The following is a 15,976-nucleotide window of genomic DNA, read 5'->3' on the forward strand; positions in this document are numbered from 1 at the left end:
GGTACCCTTAATGGCAAAAAAACAACAAGATAAAGGTCTCGACACTTTTCAGTGGGTAGGCGTTAGTGCACGAGGGAAGAAACTTGAAGGTGAGCTTACAGGTAATAGTATTGCACTAGTGAAAGCTCAGCTTCGTAAGCAAGGTATCACTCCTTCAAAAGTGAAGCGTAAAGCAAAACCACTGTTTGGTATTCAAAGTGTTCAAAAGGTAACCCCTAAAGATATAGCACTACTTACTCGCCAAATTGCGACTATGTTGATGGCGGGCGTTCCTTTAATACAGGCCATTGAAATGATTGGCTCTGGCTCGACCAATAAAAGTGTCGCCAAATTAATGGAGACTATTGCTGATGAAGTAAAAGCGGGTCAACCGTTATCTACAGCACTTAGAAAACACCCACGTTATTTTGATGATTTATATTGCGACCTTGTAGCCTCTGGCGAGCAATCTGGTGCACTTGATAAAATATTTGACCGAGTTGCTTTATATAAAGAAAAGTCCGAAGCGCTAAAATCAAAAATTAAAAAAGCGATGTTCTATCCTATTTCAGTATTAGTAATTGCCGGCATTGTAACCTCAATACTATTAATATTTGTAGTGCCGCAGTTTCAAGATATATTTGCAGGTTTTGGGGCAGAGCTTCCTGCATTCACTTTGTTTGTTATTGGCATATCAGACTTTATGCAAGCATATTGGTGGATGATATTAATCGCTATTGTAGCTTTTGGATACGCTTTTAAAGAAGCCAAGCTTAGAAGTTTAAAACTCAGAGATGCAACCGACCGAGCCATACTAAAACTGCCTGTTATTGGCATGATTTTAAATAAAGCAGCTGTTGCTCGCTATGCACGAACTCTTTCGACTACGTTTGCTGCAGGTGTGCCGCTGGTTGATGCGCTTGACTCTGCCGCAGGCGCTTCAGGTAACGCTGTTTATCGATATGCCATTTTAGATATTAAAGTTGAAGTGAGCTCTGGTAATCAAATGAACTGGGCAATGCGTAACTCAAAAATATTCCCTGATATGGTAATACAAATGGTTGCGATTGGTGAAGAATCTGGCTCACTAGACGGTATGCTTGCTAAAGTAGCTACTATTTACGAGCAAGAAGTTGATGATGCAGTAGACGGCCTTTCAAGCCTACTTGAGCCACTTATTATGGCTGTACTAGGTGTACTTGTTGGTGGCTTGATTGTTGCGATGTACTTACCTATTTTCCAACTTGGCTCTGTTATTTAATTACCAAAAATAACAATTTACAGGAAATAAAAGAGAGGCTTACTTTTTGGTAAGGCATAGCTATTAATGTATTCTCATTTACTCTCTTTCACTTCTCTTTGTGATAATAATTTCACTTAATTTTTAGACACTTAATCTTTTAGAACAGTTTTCAGGTAACATAATGCAAAGTATTATTGAAGTAATGCAAAGCCAATTGTGGTTTTATTTAACCACCGTTGGCTTAGTCAGTTTGTGTATTGGTAGTTTTTTAAATGTGGTTATTTATCGCTTACCGTTGATGATGCAACGTGAGTGGCAAAGCGAATGCCGCATATTGCTAGATGATGAGCTTACAGCTAATAAATCTAAGCAAGCCAATATCAATAAGCCTTTTAACTTAGTAAAACCCAACTCTACCTGCCCTAAATGTAAAACAGCCATAAAGCCTTGGCAGAATATTCCTATTATTAGCTGGTTAATACTTAAAGGTAAATGCGCAAGCTGCAGTAACCCTATTTCTGCTCGATACCCTGCTGTAGAGCTAATTACTGCCCTATTAAGTTTAATTGTTGCCTATAGCTTTGGTGCGACCGAGCAAGCCCTTTTATATATTTTTGTAACGTGGATTTTAGTAGCACTAACCTTTATTGATATTGACCACATGCTACTGCCGGATCAGCTTACACTTCCGCTTGTTTGGCTTGCACTTATTGCTTCTGTAATGGGTTACACAATAACACCAACCGATGCAATTATTGGTGCGGCTTGTGGATATTTAAGCTTATGGAGTGTGTTTTGGTTATTTAAGTTACTAACCGGTAAAGAAGGCATGGGTTATGGCGATTTTAAATTGCTTGCTGTATTTGGTGCTTTGCTTGGCTGGCAGTCATTACTTACTATTATTCTGCTTTCGAGCGTAGTGGGTGCCATTATAGGTATTGCACTGTTAAGCATACAAGGTAAAGACAAAGCGACCCCTATCCCTTTTGGCCCTTATTTAGCGATTGCAGGCTGGATCACTATGCTTTGGGGCAACCAAATTCAAGGCACTTATTTTAATTTAATTGGTTATTAAAATGAGTGAGCAAATTACTAAAGTTAATAGCTGGGTATTAGGTTTAACAGGCGGTATTGGCTGTGGCAAAACGGCCATCAGTAACATGTTTGAAGAGCTTGGTATTACAATAGTTGATGCCGATATAATTGCGCGTGAAGTCGTACTCCCAAATAGCAAAGGGCTAAAAGCGATTACAGCACACTTTGGCAAAGATATTTTATTGCCTGATGGCACATTAAATAGAGCAGAATTGCGCGCAAAAATATTCACTAACAACAGTGACAAAGAATGGCTTAATGCGTTGCTACACCCTCTTATACGGATAAAAATACTAAACGATTTAAATAGTGCAACTAGCCCTTATGTTGTTTTAGTAGCGCCTTTATTGTTTGAAAACAACCTTGATAAATATTGCGACCGTACCTTACTTATTGATGTACCAACCTCTGTACAAATAGCGCGTACAGCAAAACGTGACAACACAAGTCGTGAGCAAGTTAAAAGTATTATTGCCTCGCAAATGTCACGTGCCGATAAACAGCAAAAAGCGGATGATATTTTAAATAACGACCGTAGTTTAAACCTAGTGCATATAGAACTTGTTGATCTACATAAAAAGTACCTACAATATGCATTACACAACAAAACTAACTCACTTTAACACTGTCCTAACTCACACAAACTCGTATTTTAGTTAGTAAAATCACAACAAAGAATGAAAGGTGATGTAATCCCCTTCTTTTTTCTGATAAATTGCTTACTATTGAAGGAATAAAACAGGTGCGCAATGAATATTAACTCACCGTTATTGAGAAAATTTATAACCCTTGGCCGCATTGATGCCGACACGGTTAAAAACAAACAAAATGAATTTGCCTCAACAGCTGAGCTTATTTCTAAATGTGGAAAAATCGATAGTAAAGATTTAGCTGAACAATGTATTGATTTGTTTCGCGTACCTTATTTTGATTTAAAAGATTTTGATCCTACAAGAATCCCGGCCGATCTCGTAAAAGAAAAACTCATACGTAAACATCACATTTTACCGCTTGTTCAAAAAGATCGAAAAGTTTATATAGCAGCATCAGACCCAACAGATTACGGCGCATTCGAAAACTTTGAGTTTAGTACCGGTCTTTCATGCGAAATTGTTGTTGTTGATTATATTCAACTCGATAACAAAATTGAGCAGTTGCTAGATGCCACTGGCAGCTTAAATCTAACTGATGACGAGTTTCAAGAATTTGCTGATTTAGACTCAGAAAGCCAAAGAGATACAGCACCACAAGATGACGATAAAGATGATGCGCCTATCATCGTATATATCAACAAAATTTTAATGGATGCCATTAAAAAAGGCGCCTCTGATTTACACTTTGAACCGTATGAGCACAAGTACCGTATTCGCTTTCGTATTGATGGTATTTTGCATGAAGTTGCAAGCCCACCCAATACATTAGCCACCAAGCTTTCTGCGCGTATTAAGGTTATGTCGAGACTCGATATTGCCGAAAAACGCAAACCACAAGATGGTCGTATTAAACTAAAAATTACTGAACGCAAAAGTATCGATTTTCGTGTAAGTACCATGCCTACCTTGTGGGGCGAAAAAATAGTAATGCGTATTCTTGATTCATCAAGCGCTATGTTAGGCATTGATGTATTAGGCTATGAGCCTGAGCAGAAAAAGCTCTACATGGATGCGCTTGCCCAGCCTCAAGGGATGATACTAGTAACAGGGCCAACCGGTTCTGGTAAAACAGTATCGCTATACACAGGTTTAAATATATTAAACCAACCTGAGCGTAATATTAGTACTGCGGAAGATCCGGTTGAGATTAACCTTGAAGGTGTAAACCAAGTACAAATAAATATTAAAGCCGACATGACTTTTGCCAACGCACTGCGCGCATTTTTACGTCAAGATCCTGATGTAGTTATGGTAGGTGAAATACGTGACTTAGAGACCGCAGAAATATCAATAAAAGCGGCGCAAACAGGTCACTTGGTTTTATCAACATTGCATACAAACTCAGCGCCGGAAACAATCACTCGTTTATTAAATATGGGTGTACCCGCTTATAACGTAGCAAGTTCGATTAGCTTAATAATAGCCCAGCGTTTAGCGCGTCGCTTGTGCCCTAAATGTAAAACGCCAGAACAACTTCCGAGTGAAGAACTTGCTCGCCAAGGATTTAGTGCCGAGCAAATTGAAGAAATGACGTTATATATGCCTAAAGGGTGTGATAGCTGTACTGATGGTTACAAAGGGCGTGTGGGTATTTACGAAGTAATGCAAATTACTCCTGAAATTGCCCAAATTATTATGCGCGGTGGTAATTCGCTTGAAATAGCAGACGTATCACTTAAAGCCGGTTTTAATAATTTACGTTTATCAGGTTTACGCAAAGCAGCCGATGGCCTTACATCCCTTGGTGAAATTAACCGCGTAACCAATTTTTAAAAGTCCCACAGTAAAATATATGAGTCTCTAGCTTTAAGCTTAGAGCTAGAGACTCATATTTAAGTAATGTAATATGCACCAAAAATTTGTAGAGAGTAATTTATGCCTACTGTTGTAAACTGCCCAACCTGTAAAACTAAAGTTGAATGGTCAGAGCAAAGCCCATTTCGCCCTTTTTGCTCAAAGCGCTGCCAACTAATTGATTTAGGTGAATGGTCGTTCGAAAATAATAAAATTTCTGCACCAATCACCTCGGCTGAAGAGTTTAGCCAAGACATGATTGAAGATATTGAAGCAATGATGGCTAAAAATGAAGATGACTTTTTTAAATAATTTATCTTCATAATGCCCTAAATACAAAAACCAGCATTACGCTGGTTTTTTAGTATTTACAAAAAAGTAAAATTAACTTTTTTGTTTACGGTGCTTTTTATTCATACGCTTTTGCATTTTAGCAAACTTCTCTTTTTGCTCAGCGTTAAGCACTTGCATTACTTGGTGTTGTGTTTTTAGTTTAATTAAACCAAATTGCTCACCTTTTTCATGACGTTCATTTAATAGCTCTTTTGCTGCATTTTCGTCAAATGTTGCAGCCGAAAGTAACGCATCCATTTTTGCTTTGTGCGCTTCACGCATCGCTTTACGGGCTTCTTTATCGTCGCCACGCAGTGCTTTCATTTGTGTTTTTTGCGCTTCAAAAATAGCCTTTAGCTTAGTTTGCTGCTCATCTGTTAGGTTTAATTTTTCAACGCCGCGCTCAGAAAGTAAAAAACGAGCTTGAGAATGGCCTTGCTTATGCCCATCGCCTTTAGCTAATACGCTACCAGCACCAAGCGTTGCTGTTGCTAAGCCACAGATAAGTACTAATTTTGAAAGTGTGTTTAATTTAGTCATAATCATTACCTTAATTATTTGGTTTAACTATTGGTTCAGTTCGGTTGTTTGTAACTGCTTAATCAACTGAGTTAACTATACCTAACTCAACGCAAAGTAACGCAAAGCAGTGTAAAGGTTGTGTAAAGATTCACCTTTGCACTATTTAGCGGGTAAAATAACGCTATAAACAACTCTAAGGGTTTGTAAATGAAACTATTAATGATTGATGACGACACTGGCCTTTGTGAGCTATTAAGTGAATATTTAACTGCCCAAGGCTTTGAAATACAAAGCGTACACGACGGTGAACAAGGCCTTAAACTAGCACAAGCAAATGACTACGCCCTTATATTGCTAGATGTAATGTTACCAACGCTTGATGGTTTTGAAGTACTTAAACAACTTAGGCAAACAAAACTCACACCGGTAATAATGCTTACAGCAAAAGGTGAAGACTTTGACCGTATTTTTGGTCTAGAGCTAGGCGCTGACGATTACATTCCAAAGCCTTTTAATCATCGTGAATTACTAGCCCGCGTAAAAGCGATAACTCGCCGTATTGAGCACATTAATAGCTTAAATGTAGCTACAACGAGTAAGTTACTCGTTAATGGCATTACTGTTAACCTTGCAGCTCGAGAAGCCTCAATAGACGGCTCTACACTAACCCTTACAGGTACAGAGTACGAAATACTCACGCTATTGTGTAAAAATGCAGGTGAAGTGGTTAGTAAAGAGCAAATTAGCGAAGAAGTACTAGGTAGGCGTTTAGCTTCTTTCGATCGCTCTATCGATATGCATGTAAGTAATATCCGCAAAAAAATAGCAGAGCATATTCCAGGTGAGCGAATTAAAACAATGAGAGGTACGGGTTATGTCTTTATCCAAGGCGAATAAAAGCACTTACTTTGCTTGGTTAAAACACCCTGGGCACTACCTGTTTTTTAAAATATTTATTTGGTTTTGGTTAACTATAATCGGCACCGTTGCAGCGCTTATATTTTTAAGTAACATTACCGCTATTAACGCGGTAACTAACGAGCCGCTTTATGGCCCTATGAAAAAAAACCTAATATATACCGCCAAAAGTATTGAGCGCACTGCTATTAAACATAAGCGCAGCCTAAGCGATGTATTAGTACACCCTCGCCTATCAAAGCGTAAACTTTTATACTTAAGCGCAGCTCAAAGCGAGGACTCTCTTAGCAGTAAAGAGGTGCCAGAGAGCATCGATTTAAGTTTATTAAACTTTACTCAAAATATGTCACCACAAATTATTTTCACTGAAAAATATCAAGCCTTCGGCCCTGTTAACATAAACGTGCCTGAAGGGAGTTTTTATCTTTATGAAATAGATATTAACCATCAACCGCCGCTATTAATGCGCTTTAAGCTTATGCCTAATTGGATGAAAATAGTCATCGCAATTGTTGCCTCTCTTATTTTAAGTTTTGTATTTAGCCGTAACTTAATAGCCCCTATAAATAGTCTTAAAAAAGCAGCTATTAAACTATCAGCGGGCAACCTAAGCGCAAGAGCCGACATTTCTGTAAACCGAAAAGATGAGCTGGGAATACTTGGGCGAGACTTTAACAGTATGGCCAATCAGTTAGAGCTTTTAATTAGTTCACAAAAACGCTTATTAGCCGACATATCACATGAGTTACGCTCGCCCCTTACGCGTTTAAAAATGGCTACCGGTCTTGCACAAATGCAAGCTAACGACGCTAGCCAATCGTATTTATTACGCATAGAAAAAGAAGCAAACCAACTTGATAAGATGATTGCCGACGTGCTGCAAGTTTCTCGCTTAGAAGCAAAAAGCCAAGCGCTTTCACTGCAAAAACAATCATTACAAATAATTGTAGATCACGTTATTAACGATGCGCAGTTTGAAGCAAAACAAAATAATAAGCAGCTCAATATAGTGGGCGCTGTAGACGTAAATATTAATTGCGACGAAACACTTATTGCCAGTGCGCTTGAAAACCTACTTCGTAACGCTATTAAATATGCAAACAATACAATTAGCATTACTCTAAAGCACACAGATGCCATTTATATAGAAATATGTGATGATGGCTCTGGTGTGCCAGATGATCAACTGAGCAAGCTTTGTGAGCCCTTTTTTAGGCAATCAGATGCGCGGGATCGCGTAAGTGGCGGCACGGGTTTGGGGCTGGCGATTGCTAAAAATGCTATTACTGCGCATGGCGGCAGTTTAGTATTATCAAATAAAGAACTAGGTGGCTTGTGTGCTAATATAACCTTGCCATTAATAAAAGAGTAAAGCATGTTTTATAGTTCAGAAGCCCAGCTTGAGAGCAATCAAGAGGCCATTAATGTTTTTTATACTGAAAATTTAATTAAAAGCTACTTAGATACGCCATCAGGAAAGCTATTTTACGCATACGCAATCCCTAAAAACGCGACAACCGCAATAGTAGTAAGTACAGGGCGTATTGAAGGCCTAGAAAAATATAAAGAACTGCTATGGGAGCTGTATTGTAATAATTTTGCTGTGTTTATTATGGATCATCAAGGTCAGGGTCGCTCTTACAGGCACCTTAAAAATAAACATAAAGGCTTTGTAAAACATTATAATAACTACAGCAGTGACCTAAATAACTTTGATCAGCAAATAGTTTCAAAGCATTGGCAAGGTAAAAAAGTCATGCTGGCTCATTCAATGGGTGGCGCCATTGCTATTGATTATTTAGCAAAATTTGAAAATAGCTATAAAGGCGTGTTTTTGTCTGCTCCTATGTTTGATATTTTTACAAAAGACGTACCAAAAATACCAACGAAGTTCATTGTTAAATTAGCCACTTTACTTGGTTTACACTCTTGCTATGCATTTGGACAAGGCAACTACAACCCGATCCCATTTACCGAAAACGTACTTACTAGCAGCGAGAAGCGTTACACCTACTTTAGGCAAACCTATAAATTAGAACCTAACATACAATTAGGTGGCGTTACGTTTGGCTGGCTAGCAGCTACAATATCGTTTTTAAAGTCTGTTGATAATCTAAACGTACCAATCCCTTTGTTTATAGCTAGTGCAGCTAGCGATACAGTGGTAAACAACGAAGCACAGTACAGTCTTGCAAAAAGGCATGCTCATGCAACGATTGAGAGTTTTGAAGGGGCTAAACACGAGCTACTTTTTGAACGTGATGAAATTCGAAAGCCGCTATTAACTAACTTTTATCAATTTTGTGAGTCGGTGACGGCTTAACAAGTACTGACAAAGGGTCGAGGTGGATCAGTATATCTACCTCAGACTCAAAACGTTCTTTGAGCATTGCCTCTACTTCATCAGCCACATTGTGCGCGCGAATCAAACTTAAATGATCATCAAGCTCTAAGTGCATTTGAATAAACTTAACTTTTCCACCTTGGCGAGTACGAATATCATGCACACCATGTACATCGGCATGGGCTCTGGCTATGTCAAATATGCTTTGTTTTTCATCATCAGGGAGTTCTTTATCCATTAAATGATCAGCACTATCGCGAGCTATATCCCAACTGTTATAAAGTAAGTAACCCGCTACACCTATTGCAAAAATAGGATCTGCATACAACACGCCATAATAAGCTAACAAAATAGCTAACAGCACCGCAGCGTTTAATATTAAATCGCCTTTGTAATGCACTGAGTCGGCTTTTATAGCAATTGAATCGGTATACTTAACCACTTTGTTTTGTACAAATACAATGACGAGCGTACACGCAATAGCAAAAATACTTACCCACACACCTAATAAAGAATGGCTTAACTGTATAGGGTTAAATAATCGCTCAATACCATGAAAAGCAAGTAGGCAACCTGATCCTGCAATAAATGCGGCTTGGCCAAGTCCTGCAAGTGCTTCAGCTTTTCCGTGCCCAAATCTATGGTCATCATCTGCTGGGCGCAGTGCGTAACCCAACACTAAAAAGCTCATAGCGGTGGCAGTAATATCCATTAACGAATCAGTTAACGAGCCAAGCATTGAAGCCGAGCCAGAAGCCAGCCAGGCCCATGTTTTTGCGCCGATCATTAAGCTAACCATGACCATGGTAACAATGCTGGAAGTTTTAACCCAAAATTCGTAGCTACGGTTATGCACGCGTGTATCCATTAATCACTGTATTGAATGTGTTGAGTATATCATTTTTTTAAAAGGTTTCGTGTATACTGCCCTTCGTCAAACTACAGATTATTTTATAAGGCTCATTATGCTGGATATTGTTTTATACCAACCTGAAATACCGCCTAACACAGGTAATATTATTCGCCTATGTGCCAATACTGGCTACGCATTACATTTAATTGAGCCATTAGGTTTTGAATGGGACGATAAACGCGTGAAACGTGCGGGCCTTGATTACCATGAATTTAGCCATGTTCAACGCCATGCCTCATTTGAGGACTACCTTGAAAAATGCAAACCTAAAAAAGTGTATGCCTGTACAACTAAAGGCAGTCAATTTCATCATGAAGCAAGTTACGAAGCTGGCGACTGTTTAGTGTTTGGTCCTGAAACACGCGGCCTACCTGATGAAATGATTCAAGCATTACCAAACGATCAACGTGTACGTATTCCTATGCAAGCAAATAGTCGTAGTATGAACCTGTCAAATGCAGTCGCCGTGTTTGTCTACGAGTCGTGGCGTCAGTTGGGCTTCCCTAACGCCCAGTAAATATAATCCGTTAGGCAATAAAAAACCGACATAATGTCGGTTTTTTATTTAAGGCCTAGCTCAAGCGCTTATTCAGCGCGTTGTTCTCGTCCTAAAAGAGCCATAGCGGCTTCTTTCATGTCTTTATTTTCATAAAGTACTTTATAAATTTGCTCAGTGATTGGCATTTCTACGCCAACACGCTGCGCTAGTAAATACACTTCTTTAGTGTTTCTAAAGCCTTCAACTACTTGGCCAATAGACTCAATAGCAGCATCAACGCTCTCGCCTTTACCTAACGCCAAACCAAATCGACGATTACGTGATTGGTTATCTGTACAGGTTAGTATTAAATCACCAAGGCCTGCCATTCCCATAAAGGTTTCTGGCTTAGCACCCAGAGCACAACCTAAACGAGTGAGCTCTGCAAGGCCTCGGGTAATGAGCGCGGTACGCGCATTAGCACCAAAACCTACACCGTCCGAAATACCGGCGCCAATTGCAATTACATTTTTAACCGCACCACCGAGCTGTATACCAATAAAGTCATCATTGTTATACACACGGAATGAGCGACCACAATGAAGTAAATCAGCCAGTTGCTGCGCAAATTCAGGTGACGTTGAAGACACTGAAATAGCTGTAGGTGAGCCCATCGCCATTTCTTTTGCAAACGTGGGACCCGAAAGTACCGCAAGTGGAATGTCATCACCTAATTCTTGCAAAGCAACTTCTTGTAACAAACGTCCAGTATTAGGCTCAAGCCCTTTAGTTGCCCACGCTACTTTAGCACCGTCTTGCAATGCAGGTTTTATCTGCGCAAGCGTGTCGCCAAAAGCATGGCTTGGCACAACAACAAGTACAATAGCACTGCTAGCAACGGCATGTTGTAAGTTAGCTTCAAGAGTAAGAGTATCTGGGAAAGGAGCATCAGGTAAGTAACGTTGATTTTTCCGCTCAGCTGCAAGCGTGGCAACGTCGTCGCTATTTCTTCCCCAAAGTGTCACCTGGTGACCATTTCGGGCTAAACAAATAGCAAGGGCGGTGCCGTAAGACCCCGCCCCTAATACAGTAACAGCTGTAGTTGCTGTACTCATAAGTTATGCGTCTGCTGAAGCCTGGTCAGCTTGCGCAGTACGTTGTTGCATGTATTGTGCAAATAACGCATCAAAATTAACTGGCGCAAGGTTAAGCTGTGGGAAAGTACCACGGTTAACAAGATTTGAAACAGCTTCACGTGCATATGGGAATAACACGTTAGGACAAAATGCACCTAGCATGTGCGCAAGTTGCACTTCTTCAACTTCAGCAATAGTAAAAATACCTGCTTGTTGAATTTCACATAAGAACGCAGTTTCTTCACCAATAGATGCAGTTACAGTTAGCGCCAAAACAACTTCAAATACACCTTCGTCCAACTTGTTTGAGCGTGTATCTAGGTCTAGCTTAACTTCTGGTGTCCATTCTTTTTGAAAGATGGCCGGAGAGTTTGGCGTTTCAAACGATACATCTTTAGTGTAAATGCGTTGAATAGTAAATTGTGCGCCAGCTTCTGCAGCTGCTACGTTTTGATTTTCTTCGTTCATTGTTATTCCTAACTTGTTCGTTATTATAATTAAATTAAGCGTTTAGCTTAGCGTCAAGTTTACCTTGCGCTTCAATAGCCATCATGTCGTCGCAGCCACCGATATGTTCATCATTAATAAAAATTTGCGGTACTGTGCTTGCACCACCTGCTTTGGCAATCATTTCATCGCGTAGCTCAGGCTGCACACCAATATCATAATTTGTGTATTCAACGCCTTTGCTGTTTAAAAGCGAAAGAGCACGCTGACAAAATGGACAATACGCCTTGGTGTATAAAACAACATTACTCATAATAAATCCTCTATCGGCCTAGCTAAACTGGTTAGCGACCTGTTGTAGTTGGTAAGCTGGCAGATTGCCACGCACCCATGCCACCTGCTAATAAGTAAACTCGTTCAAAACCAGCTTTACTCATAGCGGCTGCAGTACCTTGGGCAGTCATACCTGTAGTACATACAACTATAATGGGTTTAGTCTTGTACTTTTCAAGGCTTGAAAAGTCAGATTTTTTCGCATTCTCTGGGCTTAAGTGCTCAGCACCAGAAATACGCCCTGCATTAAACTCTTTTTGCGCACGTATATCGATTACTTGACCGTCATCACGGTTAATAAGTAACGTAAGCTGCTGGGGATTTATTTGACGAACAGCTGAAAGCTTACTTTTTATCCAGCCACTAACAATAAGGAAAACAATACCAACCCAAGCAAGGCTTAAAATGGGATGATTTGTAATAAATTCAATATATTGATCCATTCTACTTCCACTATGAAATTATGTTTTAAACCTAGGGCGTGTTGGCCTTTGTGGATTGAAATTTGTTCAATCTAGGGGCGATTAAATCGCGGCGCGAGATTTGTAACCTAGTGGGCTAAGTAAAAACCGAGCAAAGCTTCCGCATCCTGCTCACGCCCCTTACCTACATCCATGTAGGCAACAAAGAGGTAATAGTCCCTAGAAAGAACCCAACGGGCAGCGTATGTTTGGTATTTATGCTACGTTATCGCCTATTTATGGGGAGTAACCACACTTCATAGTCTCTGCCTTGCCTAAAAACCAAACATACTGCTGCAAATTCAACCACCAAAGTGCAACACGCCCTAATATTTTAAGGATTTTGTACTTTAGCCACGCAAGTATACCCAAACCAACCTAAAATGCGAGTTTAGGAGCACTTAGAGACGTTTAAAAAACGATAAAGCCCCCCATATATAGTTAACAGAACTCTGGATAATAAATCTATCTCAAGCAGAGTTCATGTTAGTCAATAAGGTATAAGTAAAAATATTTAATATCTTGTTTTCAATGCTGATCCTAGCTTAAAAACACGGTATGCTAAAACCACGCTAATAAACCTTTTTAGGTGCACAGTATCCATCAACAGATACTAATTTTCAGGAGCTATTATGACAGAGCATAAAAAACCACTGGTATTAATGATTTTAGACGGTTGGGGACACCGCGAAGATACGCAAAGTAATGCTATTCTTGCAGCTAACACACCTGTATTAGACAACTTATGGGCCACCCGCCCACACACATTAATATCTGCTTCGGGTTTAGATGTTGGTCTTCCTGATGGTCAAATGGGTAACTCAGAAGTTGGCCATGTAAACTTAGGTGCAGGGCGCATTGTGTATCAAGATTTTACCCGTATCACCAAAGCAATTAACGATGGCGAGTTTGATTCAACCCCAGCCTTAGTTGAAAACATAGACAAAGCAGTAAGTGCTGGTAAAGCGGTTCACATAATGGGTCTTTTAAGCCCAGGTGGTGTGCATAGCCATGAAGATCATATAGTTGCAAGTATTGAGCTGGCGGCAAAACGTGGTGCTAAAGAAGTCTATTTCCATGCATTTTTAGATGGCCGTGACACACCTCCACGTAGCGCAAAAGCATCAATCGAACGAATTGAAGCGTTATTTAGTAAACTTAAATGCGGACGTTTAGCATCACTTATTGGCCGTTACTACGCAATGGACAGAGACAACCGTTGGAACCGTGTAGAAAAAGCTTACAACGTAATGACGCTCGCCGAAGGCGACTTTAACTTTGATAATGGTGTTGAAGCACTTAATGCAGCGTACGAGCGCGACGAAAACGACGAGTTTGTAGCAGCTACGACTATTACGCCAACAGGTGCCACTCCGGCTTCAATAAACGATGGCGACACCGTTATTTTTGCTAACTTTAGAGCAGATAGAGCCCGCGAAATTACCCGCGCTTTTGTTGAGCCTGAATTTGATGGTTTTACTAAAAAAAGAACGCCAGAGCTTAGCGCATTTGTAATGATGACAGAGTATGCAGCCGATATAGACGCACCTGTTGCATTTGGACCTACACCACTAATAAACGTACTTGGTGAATGGTTTGAAAAAAATAATAAAACACAGCTTCGTATTTCAGAAACCGAAAAATACGCACACGTTACGTTTTTCTTTAGTGGCGGACGTGAAAGTGAATTTAAAGGTGAAACACGCGAGCTAATTCCTTCGCCGCAAGTAGCAACCTACGACCTACAACCTGAAATGAACTCAGAAATGCTAACCGACAAACTAGTAGAAGCAATTAAAAGCGGTAAATACGATGCTATTATTTGTAACTACCCTAATGGCGATATGGTTGGTCACTCAGGTGTATTTGAAGCCGCTGTTAAAGCTTGTGAAGCTGTAGATAGCTGTATCGGACGTGTCGTTGATGCACTAGAAGAGTTTGGTGGTGAAGCACTAATTACAGCCGATCATGGTAATGCTGAGCAAATGGCTGATCTCAAAACTGGCCAAGCACATACTGCCCACACTAGCGAACCGGTGCATTTTATTTATGTAGGTCGCGATGCAGAGCCAATGCAAGGTAAAGCCTTAAGTGATGTAGCCCCAACAATGCTTCACTTAATGGGTATGGAGCAACCAAAAGAAATGACTGGTACGCCTATCATGATGTTGAAATAACACATGAATAAACGTATTAACCGGTTAATTAAGTGCGGTTTGATACTAACTTCATTAGTGGCTGCATCTGCAGTTGCTAATGAAGATCGTACTAAAAAAGATTTATCAGAGGTTCAAAATGCACTTGAGCAAAGCCAAGCTGAATATAACGCCCAAAGAAAAAAAATAGCGTCGCTACAAAAAAATCTAAAAAGCCATGAACTCGATATAGCTAAAAATGCTAAAGCACTTAACATGGCAGAGCAATCCGTAAAAGAGACTAAAACACAGCAAAAAGAGTTACAAAGTAAAGCCGATGAGCTTGATAAAAAGCACACTCAGTTTCAGAAAATTTTAGCCGCGCAACTCAAAAGTGCCTATATGGCCGGTGGCGACGACTACTCTAAAATGCTGTTGAATCAAGAAGACACAGCCAAGTTTGAGCGCACACTTAGCTATTACAATTACTTAAATAAAGCCCGTATTGAACAAATCGAAGATCTAAAAGATCTTCAACAGCAAATAGTACAAAACCAAGAAGAGCTCGTTAAAACGCAAGAAAAACTAGAGCTTTTATTTGATGAACAAAAAAGGCGCCAAACTGCATTACTTAATGCACAAAGTGAACGCCAAGCTAATCTTAAAAACTTACAAGCTCAGCTCAACAGCACTAAAAGCTCAATAAATTATTTAAAAGAAAACCAACAAACTTTAGTAACAACGATTAAAGAGCTCGAAAAAGAAAAAACACAAAAAATAGAACTACTTGGCCTAAATAAGAGTAAGGGCAAATTAGACTGGCCGAGCAAAGGCAAGTTAGAGCACACATTCGGCCAACGTAAACATGGTGGTATTGATTGGAAAGGCGTATTAATTGGTGCAAAAGAAGGCACTAATATTAATAGCGTGCACAACGGCCAAGTTGTATTTGCCGATTGGCTAAAAGGCTATGGGTGGGTAATTGTTGTAGACCATGGTGAAGGTTTTATGAGCCTATATGGCCACGCTCAAACGCTACTAAGAGATGTAGGGGATATGGTACGTGAAGGCGAAACCCTCGCTTTGGTAGGCCAAAGCGGCGGACAGGCAAGTTCTGGTCTATACTTTGAAATACGCCACAAAGGACGCGCAGTAAATCCTGTAAAATGGTGCAAACGTATTTAATTAGATA

Annotated in this window: 17 protein-coding genes; 11 read left to right on the forward strand and 6 right to left on the reverse strand. The window is 39.9% G+C overall.

Going from position 1 to position 15,976, the window contains the following annotated elements; genetic code table 11:
- Nucleotides 1–10: 10 nt before the first annotated feature.
- The 5 genes from JG479_RS14370 to yacG all read left to right on the forward strand — a co-directional run bounded on the left by JG479_RS14370 (nucleotide 11) and on the right by yacG (nucleotide 5,076).
- The gene (locus JG479_RS14370) at nucleotides 11–1,240 is read left to right on the forward strand and encodes a type II secretion system F family protein (RefSeq protein WP_024597567.1); all 1,230 of its coding nucleotides are present in this window, start codon (nucleotides 11–13) and stop codon (nucleotides 1,238–1,240) included.
- Between the two features lie 163 nt (nucleotides 1,241–1,403).
- A complete protein-coding gene (locus tag JG479_RS14375; RefSeq protein WP_200219553.1) occupies nucleotides 1,404–2,297 on the forward strand; it encodes a prepilin peptidase in 894 nt (297 codons plus the stop codon).
- Between the two features lies 1 nt (nucleotide 2,298).
- Nucleotides 2,299–2,940: a dephospho-CoA kinase gene (gene coaE / locus JG479_RS14380; protein WP_200219554.1), complete on the forward strand. Its 642-nt coding sequence runs from the start codon at nucleotides 2,299–2,301 to the stop codon at nucleotides 2,938–2,940.
- Nucleotides 2,941–3,066: 126 nt separating this feature from the next.
- The gene (gene pilB, locus JG479_RS14385) at nucleotides 3,067–4,743 is read left to right on the forward strand and encodes a type IV-A pilus assembly ATPase PilB (RefSeq protein WP_149603263.1); all 1,677 of its coding nucleotides are present in this window, start codon (nucleotides 3,067–3,069) and stop codon (nucleotides 4,741–4,743) included.
- A 102-nt stretch (nucleotides 4,744–4,845) separates the two neighbouring features.
- The gene (gene yacG, locus JG479_RS14390) at nucleotides 4,846–5,076 is read left to right on the forward strand and encodes a DNA gyrase inhibitor YacG (RefSeq protein ID WP_002957774.1); all 231 of its coding nucleotides are present in this window, start codon (nucleotides 4,846–4,848) and stop codon (nucleotides 5,074–5,076) included.
- A gap of 72 nt (nucleotides 5,077–5,148) precedes the next feature.
- On the opposite strand, the gene JG479_RS14395 is transcribed toward yacG, so the two are convergent.
- The gene (locus JG479_RS14395) at nucleotides 5,149–5,637 is read right to left on the reverse strand and encodes a periplasmic heavy metal sensor (RefSeq protein ID WP_039488264.1); all 489 of its coding nucleotides are present in this window, start codon (nucleotides 5,635–5,637) and stop codon (nucleotides 5,149–5,151) included.
- Nucleotides 5,638–5,826: 189 nt separating this feature from the next.
- Here JG479_RS14395 and JG479_RS14400 point away from each other — a divergent pair, with 189 nt between their 5' ends.
- The 3 genes from JG479_RS14400 to JG479_RS14410 are packed head-to-tail and all read left to right on the forward strand — an operon-like array spanning nucleotide 5,827 to nucleotide 8,860.
- Entirely contained in the window at nucleotides 5,827–6,516 is a 690-nt protein-coding gene (locus JG479_RS14400) for a response regulator (protein ID WP_002957776.1), read from the forward strand.
- Nucleotides 6,494–7,909: an ATP-binding protein gene (locus tag JG479_RS14405; protein ID WP_002957777.1), complete on the forward strand. Its 1,416-nt coding sequence runs from the start codon at nucleotides 6,494–6,496 to the stop codon at nucleotides 7,907–7,909. The genes JG479_RS14400 and JG479_RS14405 overlap by 23 nt, the downstream gene beginning before the upstream one ends.
- Before the next feature lie 3 nt (nucleotides 7,910–7,912).
- A complete protein-coding gene (locus JG479_RS14410) occupies nucleotides 7,913–8,860 on the forward strand; it encodes an alpha/beta fold hydrolase (protein ID WP_138489704.1) in 948 nt (315 codons plus the stop codon).
- On the opposite strand, the gene JG479_RS14415 is transcribed toward JG479_RS14410, so the two are convergent.
- A complete protein-coding gene (locus JG479_RS14415; RefSeq protein ID WP_076914922.1) occupies nucleotides 8,823–9,686 on the reverse strand; it encodes a cation diffusion facilitator family transporter in 864 nt (287 codons plus the stop codon). The two genes, JG479_RS14410 and JG479_RS14415, sit on opposite strands and share 38 nt — an antisense overlap.
- A 160-nt stretch (nucleotides 9,687–9,846) precedes the next feature.
- Between JG479_RS14415 and trmL the strand changes: the two genes are divergently transcribed.
- Entirely contained in the window at nucleotides 9,847–10,311 is a 465-nt protein-coding gene (gene trmL, locus JG479_RS14420; RefSeq protein ID WP_002957780.1) for a tRNA (uridine(34)/cytosine(34)/5-carboxymethylaminomethyluridine(34)-2'-O)-methyltransferase TrmL, read from the forward strand.
- A 68-nt stretch (nucleotides 10,312–10,379) separates the two neighbouring features.
- Here trmL and gpsA read toward each other — a convergent pair whose 3' ends face one another.
- From gpsA to JG479_RS14440, 4 genes are read right to left on the reverse strand one after another with little or no spacing between them, the layout of a single operon-like run.
- Complete coding sequence (gpsA, locus tag JG479_RS14425; RefSeq protein ID WP_200219555.1) at nucleotides 10,380–11,387, reverse strand: NAD(P)H-dependent glycerol-3-phosphate dehydrogenase; 1,008 nt, start codon at nucleotides 11,385–11,387, stop codon at nucleotides 10,380–10,382.
- Nucleotides 11,388–11,390: 3 nt separating this feature from the next.
- The gene (gene secB, locus JG479_RS14430; protein WP_002957782.1) at nucleotides 11,391–11,876 is read right to left on the reverse strand and encodes a protein-export chaperone SecB; all 486 of its coding nucleotides are present in this window, start codon (nucleotides 11,874–11,876) and stop codon (nucleotides 11,391–11,393) included.
- Between the two features lie 34 nt (nucleotides 11,877–11,910).
- The gene (gene grxC / locus JG479_RS14435; protein ID WP_002957783.1) at nucleotides 11,911–12,168 is read right to left on the reverse strand and encodes a glutaredoxin 3; all 258 of its coding nucleotides are present in this window, start codon (nucleotides 12,166–12,168) and stop codon (nucleotides 11,911–11,913) included.
- A gap of 31 nt (nucleotides 12,169–12,199) precedes the next feature.
- On the reverse strand, nucleotides 12,200–12,631 hold the full coding sequence (locus JG479_RS14440) for a rhodanese-like domain-containing protein (RefSeq protein ID WP_002957784.1): 432 nt from the start codon (nucleotides 12,629–12,631) through the stop codon (nucleotides 12,200–12,202).
- Between the two features lie 650 nt (nucleotides 12,632–13,281).
- On the opposite strand from JG479_RS14440, the gene gpmM reads away from it, so the two are divergent.
- The gene (gene gpmM / locus JG479_RS14445; RefSeq protein WP_002957786.1) at nucleotides 13,282–14,826 is read left to right on the forward strand and encodes a 2,3-bisphosphoglycerate-independent phosphoglycerate mutase; all 1,545 of its coding nucleotides are present in this window, start codon (nucleotides 13,282–13,284) and stop codon (nucleotides 14,824–14,826) included.
- Between the two features lie 3 nt (nucleotides 14,827–14,829).
- Nucleotides 14,830–15,969: a murein hydrolase activator EnvC family protein gene (locus JG479_RS14450; RefSeq protein WP_024603730.1), complete on the forward strand. Its 1,140-nt coding sequence runs from the start codon at nucleotides 14,830–14,832 to the stop codon at nucleotides 15,967–15,969.
- The last annotated feature ends 7 nt before the right edge of the window (nucleotides 15,970–15,976 follow it).

Source organism: Pseudoalteromonas sp. LC2018020214 (assembly GCF_016598755.1).
In the GTDB taxonomy this organism is placed as follows: domain Bacteria; phylum Pseudomonadota; class Gammaproteobacteria; order Enterobacterales; family Alteromonadaceae; genus Pseudoalteromonas; species Pseudoalteromonas distincta.

What these genes read in the sequence shown, in the direction of transcription:
- JG479_RS14370 (WP_024597567.1), top strand. Translation starts at nt 11, where the DNA reads ATGGCAAAAAAACAACAAGATAAAGGTCTCGACACTTTTCAGTGGGTA.
- JG479_RS14375 (WP_200219553.1), top strand. Translation starts at nt 1,404, where the DNA reads ATGCAAAGTATTATTGAAGTAATGCAAAGCCAATTGTGGTTTTATTTA.
- coaE (WP_200219554.1), top strand. Translation starts at nt 2,299, where the DNA reads ATGAGTGAGCAAATTACTAAAGTTAATAGCTGGGTATTAGGTTTAACA.
- pilB (WP_149603263.1), top strand. Translation starts at nt 3,067, where the DNA reads ATGAATATTAACTCACCGTTATTGAGAAAATTTATAACCCTTGGCCGC.
- yacG (WP_002957774.1), top strand. Translation starts at nt 4,846, where the DNA reads ATGCCTACTGTTGTAAACTGCCCAACCTGTAAAACTAAAGTTGAATGG.
- JG479_RS14395 (WP_039488264.1), bottom strand. Translation starts at nt 5,637, where the DNA reads ATGACTAAATTAAACACACTTTCAAAATTAGTACTTATCTGTGGCTTA.
- JG479_RS14400 (WP_002957776.1), top strand. Translation starts at nt 5,827, where the DNA reads ATGAAACTATTAATGATTGATGACGACACTGGCCTTTGTGAGCTATTA.
- JG479_RS14405 (WP_002957777.1), top strand. Translation starts at nt 6,494, where the DNA reads ATGTCTTTATCCAAGGCGAATAAAAGCACTTACTTTGCTTGGTTAAAA.
- JG479_RS14410 (WP_138489704.1), top strand. Translation starts at nt 7,913, where the DNA reads ATGTTTTATAGTTCAGAAGCCCAGCTTGAGAGCAATCAAGAGGCCATT.
- JG479_RS14415 (WP_076914922.1), bottom strand. Translation starts at nt 9,686, where the DNA reads ATGGTCATGGTTAGCTTAATGATCGGCGCAAAAACATGGGCCTGGCTG.
- trmL (WP_002957780.1), top strand. Translation starts at nt 9,847, where the DNA reads ATGCTGGATATTGTTTTATACCAACCTGAAATACCGCCTAACACAGGT.
- gpsA (WP_200219555.1), bottom strand. Translation starts at nt 11,387, where the DNA reads ATGAGTACAGCAACTACAGCTGTTACTGTATTAGGGGCGGGGTCTTAC.
- secB (WP_002957782.1), bottom strand. Translation starts at nt 11,876, where the DNA reads ATGAACGAAGAAAATCAAAACGTAGCAGCTGCAGAAGCTGGCGCACAA.
- grxC (WP_002957783.1), bottom strand. Translation starts at nt 12,168, where the DNA reads ATGAGTAATGTTGTTTTATACACCAAGGCGTATTGTCCATTTTGTCAG.
- JG479_RS14440 (WP_002957784.1), bottom strand. Translation starts at nt 12,631, where the DNA reads ATGGATCAATATATTGAATTTATTACAAATCATCCCATTTTAAGCCTT.
- gpmM (WP_002957786.1), top strand. Translation starts at nt 13,282, where the DNA reads ATGACAGAGCATAAAAAACCACTGGTATTAATGATTTTAGACGGTTGG.
- JG479_RS14450 (WP_024603730.1), top strand. Translation starts at nt 14,830, where the DNA reads ATGAATAAACGTATTAACCGGTTAATTAAGTGCGGTTTGATACTAACT.